Source organism: Streptomyces guryensis (assembly GCF_021261325.1).
GTDB classification, from domain to species: domain Bacteria; phylum Actinomycetota; class Actinomycetes; order Streptomycetales; family Streptomycetaceae; genus Streptomyces; species Streptomyces guryensis.
Genome location: NZ_JAJSBI010000005.1, coordinates 37348 through 51443, shown reverse-complemented (window position 1 = coordinate 51443; position 14096 = coordinate 37348). Strand labels below are relative to the sequence as shown.

Sequence of the window (14096 nt, the reverse complement as noted above, 5' to 3'; positions counted from 1 at the left end):
TGCCGGAGGGCGCCGCCGGCAGTCGTCTATCGGCTGAAGACCTCGAAAGCCACGGCCGGCCGGCCCCCGAACCGCTCCGCCGTCCGCTCGGCGTGCGCGGTCAGGAATCCACGGGCGTACGTCTCCGGGTCCTCGTCGGTCAACGCCTCGATGTAGGTGCGGTGTTCGAGCAGCGAGCGCACCGCGCGCTCCAGTCCGGCCGAGGCGTCCGCCGCGTGCGTCGGCGAGGCGGAGCCGGCGATGGCGACCCAGCGGACGCCGTTCCAGGGCTCCAGGCCCTGCTCGATGAGTTCCGGGAAGATCCACCGGTTGCCGGCGTCGCCCGCCGCGTCGAGCGTGGCGCGCCCCACCGCCACATGGTCCGGGGTGTTCCAGGCGATGCCGCCCCAGGTGTCGCGGTGGTTGAGGGTGATGACCAGCTCGGGCCGCTGGCGTCGGATCGCGGCGGCGATGTCGCGGCGCAGGGCGGTGCCGTACTCGATGACGCCGTCCTCGTGGTCGAGGAACTCCACCTGCGTCACCCCCACCACGGCCGCGCTCGCCCGCTGCTCCCGCTCGCGCAGCGGACCGCACTTCGCGGGCTCCAGTGTGTCGATGCCCGCCTCGCCGCGGCTGGCCAGCAGGTAGCCGACCTCGCGGCCCTCGTCGGTCCAGGTGGCGATGGCCGCCGAGCACCCGTACTCGAGGTCGTCCGGGTGCGCGACGACGGCGAGAGCGCGCTGCCAGTCGGCAGGCATGGGCCGCAACTCGGTGATCTTCGGCTCGGTCATGGTCGAAGACTAGTGCGTGACACCGACATCACTCCCGGTGACTCTCACGCCTCGTCACGCGTCAGAGCCAGCAGCCGGTCCAGCACCCGCGGCCCGCCGGCCCGTACTCCGTCGTGCTCGAACTCGTCGGTCACCCAGGTCCTGAGGCCGCGGATCGTGCGCGCCGTCTCCAGAGCGTGGGCCGTGTCGACGTACATGTCGTCGTGGTAGACGGCCGCCGCCACCGGGATCTCGTTGGCGGCGAGGCGCGCGGGGTCGTAGAGGGGCGGCCAGTCGGTGCGGGCGGCGAGGAGGCCGGCGGTTTCGCGCAGGGGGCGCAGCGCCGGGTCGCAGTCGAACATCCAGGGGTGGACCGACTCGCCGGTGAACAGGAGCGGGCCGTCGCCCGCGAGCGTCTTCGCCGCGTCGAACTGGGGGAACTCCGCGCGGACGCGTTCGGCGGACCAGGCGGTCGGGCGCGCGTCCTGGCCGTAGATCGCCTCGTGGACGAGGGCATAGAGGGGGTGGCTCGCGTACGAGAGGAGGCCCTGGACCTCCTCCTGGAACGCGTCGGAGAGGGCCGTGCCCTGCGGGGTGCGGACGAAGGCGTGTTCCAGGAGGTGGTGCAGACGGTGGCTGCCCTCGCTGCCGCCGAGGACGATGCCGAGGGACTGGAAGGCCTCGGCGATGAGGCGGTAGCCGTTCGGGAGAGTCACCTCGTGGGTGAGGAGGTGGTCGGCGATGCGGCGGGCGCGTTCGACGTCCTGCGGATAGCGGGCGTAGTGGGCGGCGACCTTGCGTTCGATGCGGGGGTAGGCGGCGCGGTAGACGTCGTCGGCGTGCGCGTCGAGGGAGGGCAGGCCGCCGGCGATCACGGCCGCCGTCAGCCCTTCGGGGGCGGCGGAGAGGTAGTTCACCGTGCAGAAGCCGCCGAAGCTCTGGCCGAGGACCGTCCAGCGGGCGCCGCCGGTGACCTGGGTGCGGATCGCCTCGCAGTCGCGGACGATCGCGTCGGCCCGGAAGTGCGCCAGGTAGTCGGCCTGCTCGGCGGGGCCGCCGCGCAGCGGGAGGGTCTGGCGGTTGGCGGGCGTGGAGTGGCCGGTGCCGCGCTGGTCGAGGAGGAGCACGCGGTACTCCTTGAGCGCACGGCCCAGCCAGGACTGCCTGCCCACGAAACGGTTGGCGCCGAAGCCGGGGCCGCCCTGGAGGTAGACCAGCCAGGGCAGGTCCGCCCGCGTCTTGTCGCTCGCGACCACCTCACGGGCGTACAGCTCGATCGTCTCCCCCGCCGGGTCGTCGTGGTCGAGGGGCACGGTGAAGTGGTGGTCGGTGAGGACGACTCCGGGCTGGCGGTACGTGGCGGTCAACAGGCCTCCAGGGACGGACGGGTTTCGGGCCGCGTCCCACTTCACCACAGGTTCGTCCGGCAGCGGACCCCTGGGATCATGAAAACTTACTGACCCGGCGGTCAGCGGGCGGAGAGGCTGGACCGTCGTACGACCAGCTCCGGCTGGAGTACGACACGCCGGTGTTCGTGTCGCTTCGTCCCGTTTTCCGCCTCTGTCTCCTCCAGCAGCAGCTCGGCGGCGAGGGCGCCCATCGTGACGGCGGGCTGGCGTACCGAGGTGAGCGGGACGGCCGCCGCGGCGGCGAACTCGATGTCGTCGTAGCCGACGATGGCGAGGTCGTCGGGGACCGTTATGCCGGCCGCGTACATCGCCTGCAGAACGCCGAGGGCCAGCAGGTCGTTGGCGCAGAAGACGGCGGTGGGGCGGTCGGCGAGGCCGAGGAGGCGGGCGCCGGCGTCCCGGCCGGCCGCCACGTCGAGCCGTTCGGTGGGCAGTTCGCGCAGGCACTCCGGTCCGAGGCCGGCCTCGGCGAGGGCGTTCAGGGCGCCCGTGCGACGGTCGCGGACCTGGTTGAGGCCGGGCGGACCACTGACGTACGCGATGGTGCGGTGCCCGGCGTCGACGAGGTGACGCACGGCCAGGGCGCCGCCCGCCACGTCGTCGACGGAGACGGAGCACTCGGTGGTGCCCTCGGCGACCCGGTCGACGAGGACGAACGGGATGTTGTGCCGCCGGAACGTCTCGATGTTCCGGCCGGTCGCGTCGGCGGGCGTCAGGAGCACGCCCCGGACCCGCTGCTCGGCGAAGAGGGAGAGGTACTCGGCCTCCTCGCCCGCGCTCTGGGCGCTGTTGCAGACCATGACGCCGAGGCCGGCGTCGCGCGCGGCGCGCTCGGCACCGCGCGCGACATCGACGAAGAACGGGTTGCCCATGTCCAGCACGAGCAGCCCCATGATCCGGCTGCGGCCCGCGCGCAGCTGGCGCGCCGACTCGCTGCGGACGTAGCCGAGCCGGTCTATCGCGGACTGCACCCGTGCACGGGTCTCCGTGGCGACCGTGTCGGGCCGGTTGATCACGTTCGACACCGTGCCGACGGAGACTCCGGCGGCGCGGGCGACGTCCTTGATACCCACCGACTGGCTCATCGGGCAGGGACCTCCAGGGGGACGTGATTCGGCCGGAAGGCCTTCACATTACCGTCATCGTTCGGCGCATCGTGCCCGGTCACGCGGGCAGCGCGAAGTCGACGACGTGGAGTGCCGAGGGCGTCGTGCCGCTCGACTTCTCCTGGTACATGAATGACAGGACGTTGTCCGCCTTGACCCGCAGCTCGTCGATCACGACCTCGCCGAAGGCGTTCAGGTCACTGCCGTCGTACAGCAGGGTCCAGTCCGTGTATCCGGAGGACTTCGAGGCGGCGGCGATCCGGCCGAAGGGGAAGACCGCGTAGGCGTTGTCGTACTTGTCCAGGATCAGCTTGGTGCGCTGGCTGGAGTTGAGCGCGACGGGGATCTCGGTCTTCTGCCAGGTGCCGGAGGAGTTCTTGCGGAGGTGGAAGGCGCGGCCGTTGGCGGTGCGGTCGCTGACGTAGTTGGTGGTGCACTGCCCGAAACGGCCGGGGACGTAGCTGATGATCGCGTGCGGGAGCCCGGAGGAGTCGGTGAACTGGCTCTCCTGGTTCATCAGCGAGTGGTCGGGGTTGAGCGAGTCGACGACCAGTCCGCCGTCGGTGACGGCCACCGTGTCGGAGCTGCCGGTCGTCGCGACGAGGGTGCCCGCGTCGTTGCGCCAGGTGCGGCCGCGGTCGGTCGAGTAGACGTAACCGGTGTCGTGGTTGGTGATGCCGCCGCTGTTGCACATCACGGCGGCGTTCTGCTCGCGCCAGGTGAAGAAGGAGTGCAGCCGGCCGTTGACGTCGTAGTCGATGCCGTGCAGGTACATGTTGCGGGCGGTGGAGGAGCCGTGCGAGCTGGTGTACGTGCCCGTGGAGCTGGACCACTCCCCCAGTGCCGTCCACGTCGAACCGTCGTACTCGGCAAGGGCGTTGCGGCCGTTGCCGGAGATGCCGACCCGGTAGCTGAGCTGCAGCTTGCCCTCGGGGGTGGAGACGAACTGGGGGTAGGTGAACTGGGAGGTGAGGGCGAGGCCGTCCATGGACGTCTGGACCGAGCCGAAGACCGACGACGTCCAGCTCGTGGTGGCGGGGTTGTCCATCAGCCCGGCGACGGACTTCACGTAGAAGTAGCCGTCGCTGTGGGAGTCCATGTTGAGGTGCAGTCGGCCGTCGACCTTGGAGACGCCCATGGAGATGACGTTGTGGGAGTCGCTGGTCTTGAGCACGTGGGACAGCGTCACCGTCGACCAGCTGCTCCCGCCGAGCGCGCGGCGGCCGACCACGGCGTTGCCGGTCGAGGTGTACCAGGTGGCGTACTGGTAGCCCTTGTACGTCAGCAGGCCGTTCTTCTGGAACGAGTTGTTGTTGACCAGGCCGTCGTAGGAGACGAAGAAGATGGCTGCCGCGTCGAGTTGGGTGGTGCCCTTCTTGGTGACCGAGGGGCCCGGGTCGGCGGCCCGTGCGGTGCCGGCACCGAGGACGGGGGCCGCCGCGGCGCTGAGTATGGCGCCGGCCAGCAGGGTGCGTCGTCTCATCTCAGGGGACTCCATTGTCGTGCGAGAGCGGGAGGGGAGGTGTGCCGGGGAGATGTCAGGCGAGGTGGAACACTTCGGTGAGCGGCTTCATGGCCTCGTCGGGCCGGGCGCCGTCCAGCGACTCGAAGAACGGCGCCATCTCGGCCTGCCAGCGAGCGTTGACCTCGGTGGCTTCCATACCGGCGATCGCGGCGCCGAAGTCCTCGGTCTCCAGATAGCCGACCAGCAGGCCGTCGTCGCGCAGGAAGAGTGAGTAGTTGTGCCAGCCGGTGGCGGAGAGCGCTTCGAGCATCTCCGGCCACACGGCGGCATGGCGTTCGCGGTACTCGGCGAGCCGGTCCTCGCGGACCTTGAGGAGGAAACAGACGCGCTGCATGAAGTACCAGCTCCCGCAGGGGTGGAAGGGGATCAGAAGTTGAACTGGTCGATGTTCTTGGCGTTGAACACGGTCGGCTTGCCGAGGGTGATCACGCCGTCCTTGCCGATGGTGTAGGTGGTGGAGCCGGCCTTGAAGGTCTCGCCCTCCTTGCCGGTGATCTGACCGGAGGCCAGCGCGACGGCGGTACGGGCGGCGAGGTCACCGAGCTTGGACGGGTCCCACAGCTCGAAGCCGTCGACGGTGCCGTTCTTGACGTACTTGCGCATGTCGTTCGGGGTGCCGAGACCGGTCAGCTTGACCTTGCCCTTGTACTTGGAGCCGGACAGGTACTGGGCGGCCGCCTTGATACCGACGGTGGTCGGGGAGATGATCCCCTTCAGGTTCGGGTACTGCTGGAGCAGGCCCTGGGTCTGCTGGAAGGACTGCTGGGCGTCGTCGTTGCCGTAGGCGACCTTGACCAGCTTGATGTTCTTGTACTTCGGGTCCGCCAGCTCCTTCTTCATGAAGTCGATCCACACGTTCTGGTTCGTCGCGGTCTGCGCGGCGGACAGGATCGCGATCTCGCCCTTGTAGCCGATCTGCTGGGCCAGCAGCTGCACCTCGGTACGGCCCAGGTCCTCGGCGGAGGCCTGCGAGACGAAGGCGTTGCGGCAGTCGGGCTTGGTGTCGGAGTCGTAGGTGACGACCTTGATGTTGTTCTTCATGGCCTGCTTGAGCGCGGTGCACAGGGCGCCCGGGTCCTGCGCGGAGACGGCCATCGCGTTGACCTGCTGCTGGGTGAGCGTGTTGACGTAGGAGACCTGGCCGGCGGTGTCGGTGGCGCTGGAGGGGCCGACCTCCTTGTACTTGCTGCCCAGCTCGGTGAGGGCCTTCTCGCCGCCCTTGTCGGCGGAGGTGAAGTAGGGGTTGTTGACCTGCTTGGGCAGGAAGCCGACGGTCAGGTCCTTCTTGACGGCGGCGTTCGGGTCGGCCTTGGCGGTCGAGGTGGCCGCCGTGTCGTCGCTCTTGGAGTTGTTCTTGGTGGTGCCACCGCATGCGGTGAGGGCAAGGGCGAGGGAGGTTCCGGCGGCGAGCGCCGCACAGGCACGGCGGAGGGATGACTTGCGCATATCTGGTCCTTTTAACGAAGGGTGAGTACGACGCGCCCCACAGGGGCGCGGGGCGGGATCCTTGTGCGGCTCCGCCGCGTGGGCGCGACCAGCCACAACGGGCCCGCAGCTGACGAACGGCCTATCCCGCGGAGCGCGCGGCCCTCGCGACGGAGATCTGGCGTGCGACCCGGGGGCCGAGCACGGAGATGACGAGCAGGACGCCTGTGACGACGATCTGCGACTGCGCCGAGACATTGAGCAGGCTCATCACGTTCTGCAGTGCGCCGAGCAGGAAAACTCCCGCGATCGCGCCGCCGAGCGTGCCCCTGCCCCCGTCGAAGTCGATGCCACCGAGCAACACGGCGGCTACGATGGAGAGTTCAAGCCCGGTCGCGTTGTCATAGCGCGCACTGGCGTAGTGCAGGGCCCAGAAGATCCCGGTGAGCGAGGCCATCAGCCCCGTCACCGTGAACAGGATCAGCTTGTGCCGCCTGACGCGGATGCCGGCGAACCGCGCCGCCTCCTCGTTGGCACCGATCGCGAACAGCGAGCGTCCGAACGGGGTGGCGTGCAGGACGACCACCGCGATGGCGAGCAGTACCACGAAGGGCAGGAGTGCCTGCGGGATGAAGGTGTTCCCGATGCGTCCGGCCGCGAAGTCCAGGTACTGGGAGGGGAAATCGGTCACCGCGTCGGAGCCGAGCACGATCTGTGCGATGCCCCGGTAAGCGGCGAGGGTGCCGATGGTGACGGCGAGGGAGGGCAGCCCGAGCCGGGTGACGAGGAGCCCGTTGACCAGCCCGCAGACCACACCCAGCAGCAGGCAGAGCGGGATGATCGTCTCGATGGCCATGCCGTCGTTCCACAGCTTGCCCATCACGGCGCCCGAGAGGCCGGCCGTCGAGGCGACGGACAGGTCGATCTCGCCGGAGACGACGAGGAGCGTCATGGGCAGGGCGATCAGGGCGATCGGCAGGGTGTTGCCGATCAGGAACGACAGGTTGAGGGCGTTGCCGAACCCGTCGACCGTACTGAACGACAGCAGCAACAGGACGACCAGGAGCGCGCCGACGACCGTGTCCCAGCGGACCGCGCGCGTCAGTGACTCAGGCATGGCGGGCGTTCCTCTTCTTCAGGGCGGAGGCCACGCGCAGCGCGACGACCCGGTCGACCGCGATGGCGAGGATGAGCAGGATGCCGTTGATGGCGAGCACCCACACGGAGCTGACGCCGAGGGCGGGCAGCACGCTGTTGATAGAGGTCAGCAGCAGGGCGCCCAGCGCGGCCCCGTACACGCTGCCGGAGCCGCCGGTGAAGACGACGCCGCCGACCACGACCGCGCTGACGACGGTGAGTTCGTAGCCGTTGCCTGTCCCGGAGTCGACGTTGCCGAACCGGGCCAGATACATCGCGCCCGCGAGGCCTGCGAGGCCGCCGCAGAAGGTGTACGCGGCCAGGATCCGCTTGCGGACGGGGATGCCGGCGAGCCGCGCGGCCTCCGGGTTGGAGCCGAGGGCGTACAGCTCACGGCCGCTGCCGAACTGCTTGAGGTAGTACGCCGTCGCCACCAGCACCGCCAGCGCGATCAGTGCCAGCCACGGCACCGCGGAGATGCCGCCGGAGCCGAAGTCGACGAAGCCGCCGGGGAGGTCGGCCGCCGTGATCTGGCGGGAGCCGACCCAGATGGAGTCGACGCCGCGGATGATGTAGAGGGTGCCGAGGGTGACGACGAGGGCGGGCACCTGGCCGAGGCTGACGAGCAGGCCGTTCAGCAGGCCGCAGCCGACGCCGAGCAGCACCGCCAGGACGATGGCCACCACCGCGTTCCCGCCGCCGTGCAGATAGTCACCGGCGGCGAAGGCCGCGATGCCGAGCGTGGAGCCGACCGACAGGTCGACGTTCCTCGTGATCACCACCAGGGACTGGCCGGTGGCGACGAGGACCAGGATGGTCGCGTTGAGGAGCAGGTCCTTGATGCCCTGTTCGGACAGGAAGTCGCTGTTGCCGATCTGGGTGACGGCGATCATCACCAGGAAGACGGCCAGGATGGCGAGTTCGCGCATCTTGAAGACGCGGTCGACGAGCCGGGTGCCGCTGGACCTGGGCACCTCGGCGACGGGGGTTTCGTTGGAAGTGGTCACCGTCATGCGGCGGCCCTCCCGGTGGCTGCGGCCATCACGGTTTCCTCGGTGGCTTCGGCGCGTGGGATCTCGGCGGTGAGGCGACCCTCGTGCATGACGAGCACGCGGTCGGCCATGCCGAGGATCTCGGGCAGGTCGGAGGAGATCATCAGAACGGCCACGCCGTCGGCGGCCAGCTCGCTGAGCAGGCGGTGCACCTCGGCCTTGGTGCCGACGTCGATGCCGCGCGTGGGCTCGTCGACGATCAGCACCCTCGGGCCGGTGGCGAGCCACTTGGCGAGGACCACCTTCTGCTGGTTACCGCCGGACAGGGTGTTGACCGTGTCGGCGATCCTGGCGTACTTGACCTGGAGCTTGACGGCCCAGTCGAGGGAGCGGCTGCGTTCGGCGCCGCGGTCGACCAGGCCCGCCCTGACCGTCGTCCGCAGACCGGTCAGGCCGATGTTGCGCTCGATGGACATGTCCATCACCAGGCCCTGGGCGCGCCGGTCCTCGGGGACGAGGGCGAGCCCGGCGGCCATGGCGGTGGAGGGGGCGCCGTTGGTGAGCCTGCGCCCCTGGACCTCGACCTCGCCGGCGTCCCATCGGTCGATGCCGAAGACGGCTCGGGCGACCTCCGTACGGCCGGCGCCGACGAGCCCGGCGAGACCGACGATCTCGCCGTGCCGCACGTCGAAGGAGACATCGGTGAAGACGCCCTCGCGGGTCAACCTCCGCACGCTCAGGGCGACTTGACCGGGCTCGACGTCCTGCTTGGGATACAGCTCGTCGAGGTCGCGGCCGACCATGCGGCGCACGAGGTCGTCCTCGGTCATGCCGTCGATCGGCTCACTGGAGATCCATGCGCCGTCGCGGAGGGTGGTGACCCGCTGGCAGATCTCGAACATCTCCTCCAGCCGGTGCGAGATGAACAGCACGGCGGCGCCCTGTTCGCGCAGGGTGCGCACGACACCGAAGAGGCGGGCCACCTCACTGCCGGTGAGGGCGGCGGTCGGCTCGTCCATGATCAGGACGCGGGCCTCGAAGGAGAGGGCCTTGGCGATCTCGACGATCTGCTGGTCGGCGATCGAAAGACCGCGGGCCGGGCGGTCGGGGTCGAGCTCGACGCCGAGACGCTGCATCAGGGCCAGGGTCGCCGCGTGCGTGGCCTTGTGGTCGATACGGCCGAGGGCGCGCCGGGGCTGGCGGCCCATGAAGATGTTCTCGGCGATCGAAAGGTCGGGAAAGAGCGTGGGCTCCTGGTAGATCACGGCGATCCCGGCGTCGCGGGCGTCGCCGGGGCCGTGGAAGACGACGGGCTCACCGTCGAGCAGCACCCGGCCGGCGTCGGGCCGGTGCACACCGGCAAGGGTCTTGATCAGGGTCGACTTGCCCGCGCCGTTCTCGCCGGCGAGTGCGTGCACTTCGCCGGGGAACAACTCCAGGGAAACGTCCCGCAGGGCGCGCACCGCGCCGAAGGACTTCGAGATGTCCTCGAGCGCCAGCACCGGGGCCGGACCCGTGTCGGACGGGTGGGTCATTAGGGGCTCCTCGACGACGCCGACAAGGGGCTCACGACGTCGTGAAAGGTTTCAACTTGGTTGCCGGGACGTTAGGCGCGTCGGCCATGTCACGTCAATGGGGTCGGCTCGAAAAAATTTCGAGAGCCCTTCGAGAGCCAAAGGTCACGGTCAGGCCACGGGCAACAGCCTCTGCCGGAAAGCTTGACACCCCTGCGGAGAGCTCTAAGCTTCCGGTCTTGAATCGATTCATCAATCTGCCGTTCCGGCCAGACGTCACAGGAGCCCTGAAGTGACCGAGCTCGCCGCGGTGAAGGCCGCGCTGAAGACCCAGGCAGTCGAGACCCCGTCGTGGGCGTACGGGAACTCGGGGACCCGGTTCAAGGTGTTCGCGCAGCAGGGCGTTCCCCGTACGCCGCAGGAGAAGCTGGCGGATGCGGCGCAGGTGCACGCGTTGACCGGCGTGGCGCCGACCGTCGCGCTGCACATTCCCTGGGACAGGGTGGACGACTACGCGGCCCTGGCGAAGTACGCCCAGGACCACGGCGTGAAGCTGGGCGCGATCAACTCCAACACCTTCCAGGACGACGACTACAAGCTCGGCAGCATCTGCCACCCGGACCCGGGAGTGCGCCGCAAGGCCCTGGACCACCTGCTGGAATGCGTCGACATCATGGACGCCACCGGCTCCCGGGACCTGAAACTGTGGTTCGCCGACGGCACGAACTACCCCGGGCAGGACGACCTCCGCGCACGCCAGGACCGCCTCACCCAGGCACTGGCCCAGGTGTACCAACGCCTCGGGGACGGGCAGCGGATGCTGCTGGAGTACAAGTTCTTCGAGCCGGCGTTCTACGCGACGGATGTTCCCGACTGGGGCACCGCCTACGCCCACTGCCTCAAGCTCGGCGAGAAGGCACAGGTCGTCGTCGACACCGGACACCACGCACCCGGCACCAACATCGAGTTCATCGTCGCCACCCTGCTGCGGGAGAACAAACTCGGCGGCTTCGACTTCAACTCCCGCTTCTACGCCGACGACGACCTCATGGTCGGCGCCGCCGACCCCTTCCAGCTCTTCCGCATCATGTACGAAGTCGTCCGCGGCGGCGGCTACACCTCCGACATCGCCTTCATGCTCGACCAGTGCCACAACATCGAAGCCAAGATCCCCGCCATCATCCGCTCCGTGATGAACGTCCAGGAAGCCACCGCCAAAGCCCTGCTCGTGGACACCGAGGCACTGGGAACAGCCCAGCGCACAGGCGACGTCCTCGAAGCCAACGCCGTACTCATGGACGCCTACAACACAGACGTACGCCCGCTCCTCGCCGAAGTACGCGAGGAGATGGGACTCGACCCCGACCCCATCGCCGCCTACCGCCGCTCCGGATGGGCCCAGAAGATCATCGAAGAGCGGGTCGGCGGACAGCAGGCCGGCTGGGGGGCGTGAGCGCCGCATCTCGTCTGCCGGGTTTCGTTGCTTGCAGGCCCGCGGGCCTGATGTGGCCGGTCGCGCCCACGCGGCGGAGCCGCAAATCGAATACAGCCCCGCGCCCCTACCCGGGCAGGCGAGATGTCCACTGTCAGTAGTCGGTAGCCGACGTCGAGTGTGTCGCGGGTGAGCAGGTCCGCGTGCCGGGTGTGCCCGCGGCCCGTTCTCAGGTCCTTGGAGAGGGCTGCCCGGCCCGGCGCGAGGGCTGCTTCTCCGGTCTGGGCGAGCAGGGAGGTTCCAGACCGTACCTGGGGGGCCAGGTAGGCGTGGGGGCGTCGCCAGTACGCTGCGGCGAAGCCGTCCGTGCAGTCGTGCGGGACGGGGACGGGTTGTTGGCGCGCCCCGCCGTGCAGGTCGGCCAGCCGGTCCAGCGGCAGGGTGCGGGTGTCGTCGAAGGCGGCGGCCTGTCGGGGTATTCGCGTACGGGCCGGAACTGCTCGCGGACGATCCGCTGGTCCCAGGTCAGGATCACGATGCGGCGGCGGGCGACCCGGAGGAGTTCGGCGATTCCCGGCCTTGGGACTGGTAGGCCCGCATGTTGAGGTGTCGCGTATTCGAGCTTGGACAGCCTTCGTTGGTCACTCTGGGTGGTGACGACCGTGTTCGTGGTGCGTCCTCGGACGGATGGATTCACCGTGGTGTGTTCGAGCCACTTCCGGAGGGGGCACCGGTGGACATCGTCACGATCATGGAGGCGCTGGCCGAACAGGGCGTAACCGTGCTGTTCAAGGCCGATGCTGAGCGGATGGCAGAGAGGCGGAAGCCCTGGACGTTCGTGGCCAGTGGCGCCCCGTTGCGTGACGACATCGTCGTGCGTACCGATGCCGCGTCGGTGGAGCAGTGCCTCGAAGCCTGCCTGCCCCGCCTGCGTGAACTGGGCTTCACTCTTCCCGAGTGATTAGGCATGCCAGCGGAAGTGGAGCGGTAACTCACCGTGTGTGGTCACCGGGGGCGTATCGGCTCCAGGTTCCGCCAGCCTCGGTGATCGCGCTGCGGCGTACGTGACGGCGCGGAGGGCTGAGACGCGTCAGGGGCGACAGACGGGAGCGGCTGCTGCTACGGCGGCTCCCCGGGGCCTTATCGGGGGATGTCGATCAGAACGCGGCCGCGGCCGCCGGCGTCGACGCGGTCGTGGGCCTTGGCGATGTCGGCGAGCGGGTAGCGGTCGCCGATCTCGACGGTGAGCGCGCCGACGGCGGCCGCGGAGGTCAGATCACGGGCGGCCCGGAGTTTGGCGTCGGCGGGGAAGTCGTCGCTGCCGATCAGGCGCAGGGTGACGTTGTTGAACAGCAGGGTCCAGAAGGGGATTTCGGTGCGGTCGGCGCGGGTGGCGTAGGCGGCGATGGTTGCGCCGTTGGCGGCCACGACGTTGTCGAGGTCGGCGTTGTCGGACAGGGACACCTCGATGATCCGGTCCACACCGGCGGGGACGTACGCGCGGATCTCGGCGGCCGGGTCGGCGGCGTCGAGGGCGACGGCGTGGGAGATGACCGCCGGATCGACCCGGTCCAGGTCGGCTGTGCGGCGGACGGTGCCGACGACGGTGGCCCCACCCCAGGCGGCGAGCTGGGCTGCCAGCGAGCCGACCCCGCCCAGGGCCCCGTTGACCAGGACGACCTTGCCATCGACGGGGCCGTCGGCGAACACGCTGCGGTGCGCGGTGATGCCGGGGATGCCCAGGCTCGCGCCGAGATCGTCGGAGAGGTGGTCGGGTAGCGGGACGGCGAGGCCGGCAGGCACGACGGTGTACTGGGCGGCGGTACCGAAGGCCCGGTAGGACTGGGCGCCGTACACCCACACGCGCTGCCCGGTGCGGCGCTCGTCGACTCCGTAGCCGACCGCGTCGATCACGCCGGCGGCGTCGCTGTGCGGGATCACCCGCGGGTAGGGCATGCCGGAGCCGGTCCAGCCAGTGCGCTTCTTGGTGTCGCCGGGGTTCACCCCCGAGACGGTGACGCGGACCCGGACCTCGCCAGGGCCGGGGGTGGGGTCAGGCAGTTCACCGACCTGCAGTACCTCGGTGGCCCGGCCTTGTGCGTCGTACCAGGAAGCAAGCATGGGGGGGCGCCTTTCGTTGTCTGTCAGCTCGCCGGTGCGTCGAGCGGGGAGGAGGCGTGTGGGTCGCGCGTGGGGCCGGGCTCGGGGGTGTCCTGGCCGAGGGACTCGCGGATCCAGGTTCGTTCGGCCTGGCTGGTGGCGCGGGCGGTGAGCAGCATGCCGCGCCGGTAGGGGTCTGCGACCTCCTCGGCGCGCAGCGGCTTGTCTCCGTCGTAGAAGAAGCTCGCCGATTCCTCCAGGAAGGCGAGCCGGCGCCTGAGCACCGCGTGCTGGTCGGCCACGTCCGGGAGCAGGGAGAGGAAGGCCAGGATCGTGAACCAGCGGGGGAAGTCGGTGAGTTCGTGCTCGGCCGGCTCGCGCAGCCGCCGGAGCATGTCCTCGCGGCCCGTGTCGGTCAGGTTCAGCACATACCGGCCGCCTCCTGCTTCCGGCGCGGGTCGCCGCTGAATCAGTCCGGCTTTGGTCAGGCGGTTGATCGCCGGGTAGAGGGTGCCGTCGCTGACCGGTCGGCTGTATCCGGTGAGGTGCGTGATGCGGCGGCGCAGCTCGTGTCCGGGAAGGGGGCCTGCGGCCAGGAAGCCGAGTATGGAGAGTTCCAGCATTCCTTCAGGATGACATATCGAAACGAGGTTTACATCGATTCGATGTTACGGTCGTCATGGCCCTGCCGTTCGCTTCGAACACCA

General features: G+C 69.4%; 13 protein-coding genes. 2 read left to right on the top strand and 11 right to left on the bottom strand.

The window, feature by feature from the left end:
- Positions 1–26: 26 nt before the first annotated feature.
- The 9 genes from LJ657_RS12090 to LJ657_RS12050 all read right to left on the bottom strand — a co-directional run bounded on the left by LJ657_RS12090 (position 27) and on the right by LJ657_RS12050 (position 9878).
- Complete coding sequence (locus LJ657_RS12090; protein WP_232648471.1) at positions 27–770, bottom strand: PIG-L deacetylase family protein; 744 nt, start codon at positions 768–770, stop codon at positions 27–29.
- A 44-nt stretch (positions 771–814) separates the two neighbouring features.
- Positions 815–2116 (bottom strand): alpha/beta fold hydrolase, encoded by a 1302-nt coding sequence (locus LJ657_RS12085; protein WP_232648470.1) that lies wholly within the window; start codon positions 2114–2116, stop codon positions 815–817.
- Between the two features lie 101 nt (positions 2117–2217).
- Positions 2218–3243 carry a LacI family DNA-binding transcriptional regulator gene (locus LJ657_RS12080; protein WP_232648469.1) on the bottom strand — a complete coding sequence of 342 codons (1026 nt, stop codon included), beginning with the start codon at positions 3241–3243 and terminating at the stop codon, positions 2218–2220.
- A gap of 79 nt (positions 3244–3322) precedes the next feature.
- The gene (locus LJ657_RS12075) at positions 3323–4747 is read right to left on the bottom strand and encodes a BNR repeat-containing protein (protein WP_232648468.1); all 1425 of its coding nucleotides are present in this window, start codon (positions 4745–4747) and stop codon (positions 3323–3325) included.
- 55 nt (positions 4748–4802) lie between these two features.
- Complete coding sequence (locus LJ657_RS12070) at positions 4803–5123, bottom strand: L-rhamnose mutarotase (protein WP_232648467.1); 321 nt, start codon at positions 5121–5123, stop codon at positions 4803–4805.
- Between the two features lie 32 nt (positions 5124–5155).
- Positions 5156–6235, bottom strand: coding sequence for a rhamnose ABC transporter substrate-binding protein (gene rhaS, locus LJ657_RS12065; protein WP_232648466.1), 1080 nt, complete (start codon positions 6233–6235; stop codon positions 5156–5158).
- Positions 6236–6356: 121 nt separating this feature from the next.
- Positions 6357–7331, bottom strand: coding sequence for an ABC transporter permease (locus LJ657_RS12060; RefSeq protein WP_232648465.1), 975 nt, complete (start codon positions 7329–7331; stop codon positions 6357–6359).
- The gene (locus LJ657_RS12055) at positions 7324–8364 is read right to left on the bottom strand and encodes an ABC transporter permease (RefSeq protein WP_232648464.1); all 1041 of its coding nucleotides are present in this window, start codon (positions 8362–8364) and stop codon (positions 7324–7326) included. Before LJ657_RS12055 ends, LJ657_RS12060 begins: the two co-directional genes overlap by 8 nt.
- Positions 8361–9878, bottom strand: a complete 1518-nt coding sequence (locus tag LJ657_RS12050; RefSeq protein ID WP_232648463.1) for a sugar ABC transporter ATP-binding protein — start codon at positions 9876–9878, stop codon at positions 8361–8363. The genes LJ657_RS12055 and LJ657_RS12050 overlap by 4 nt, the downstream gene beginning before the upstream one ends.
- A gap of 271 nt (positions 9879–10149) precedes the next feature.
- Between LJ657_RS12050 and rhaI the strand changes: the two genes are divergently transcribed.
- Both rhaI and LJ657_RS12040 read left to right on the top strand, forming a co-directional pair.
- A complete protein-coding gene (gene rhaI / locus LJ657_RS12045) occupies positions 10150–11310 on the top strand; it encodes an L-rhamnose isomerase (RefSeq protein WP_232648462.1) in 1161 nt (386 codons plus the stop codon).
- A gap of 712 nt (positions 11311–12022) precedes the next feature.
- On the top strand, positions 12023–12250 hold the full coding sequence (locus LJ657_RS12040) for a hypothetical protein (RefSeq protein WP_232648461.1): 228 nt from the start codon (positions 12023–12025) through the stop codon (positions 12248–12250).
- A gap of 179 nt (positions 12251–12429) precedes the next feature.
- Here LJ657_RS12040 and LJ657_RS12035 read toward each other — a convergent pair whose 3' ends face one another.
- Both LJ657_RS12035 and LJ657_RS12030 read right to left on the bottom strand, forming a co-directional pair.
- Positions 12430–13410 carry an NADPH:quinone reductase gene (locus tag LJ657_RS12035; RefSeq protein ID WP_232648460.1) on the bottom strand — a complete coding sequence of 327 codons (981 nt, stop codon included), beginning with the start codon at positions 13408–13410 and terminating at the stop codon, positions 12430–12432.
- 23 nt (positions 13411–13433) lie between these two features.
- A complete protein-coding gene (locus LJ657_RS12030; protein ID WP_232648459.1) occupies positions 13434–14012 on the bottom strand; it encodes a PadR family transcriptional regulator in 579 nt (192 codons plus the stop codon).
- Between the last annotated feature and the right edge of the window lie 84 nt (positions 14013–14096).

What these genes read in the sequence shown, in the direction of transcription:
- LJ657_RS12055 (WP_232648464.1), bottom strand. Translation starts at nt 8,364, where the DNA reads ATGACGGTGACCACTTCCAACGAAACCCCCGTCGCCGAGGTGCCCAGG.
- rhaS (WP_232648466.1), bottom strand. Translation starts at nt 6,235, where the DNA reads ATGCGCAAGTCATCCCTCCGCCGTGCCTGTGCGGCGCTCGCCGCCGGA.
- LJ657_RS12030 (WP_232648459.1), bottom strand. Translation starts at nt 14,012, where the DNA reads ATGCTGGAACTCTCCATACTCGGCTTCCTGGCCGCAGGCCCCCTTCCC.
- LJ657_RS12080 (WP_232648469.1), bottom strand. Translation starts at nt 3,243, where the DNA reads ATGAGCCAGTCGGTGGGTATCAAGGACGTCGCCCGCGCCGCCGGAGTC.
- LJ657_RS12060 (WP_232648465.1), bottom strand. Translation starts at nt 7,331, where the DNA reads ATGCCTGAGTCACTGACGCGCGCGGTCCGCTGGGACACGGTCGTCGGC.
- LJ657_RS12035 (WP_232648460.1), bottom strand. Translation starts at nt 13,410, where the DNA reads ATGCTTGCTTCCTGGTACGACGCACAAGGCCGGGCCACCGAGGTACTG.
- LJ657_RS12070 (WP_232648467.1), bottom strand. Translation starts at nt 5,123, where the DNA reads ATGCAGCGCGTCTGTTTCCTCCTCAAGGTCCGCGAGGACCGGCTCGCC.
- LJ657_RS12075 (WP_232648468.1), bottom strand. Translation starts at nt 4,747, where the DNA reads ATGAGACGACGCACCCTGCTGGCCGGCGCCATACTCAGCGCCGCGGCG.
- LJ657_RS12090 (WP_232648471.1), bottom strand. Translation starts at nt 770, where the DNA reads ATGACCGAGCCGAAGATCACCGAGTTGCGGCCCATGCCTGCCGACTGG.
- LJ657_RS12050 (WP_232648463.1), bottom strand. Translation starts at nt 9,878, where the DNA reads ATGACCCACCCGTCCGACACGGGTCCGGCCCCGGTGCTGGCGCTCGAG.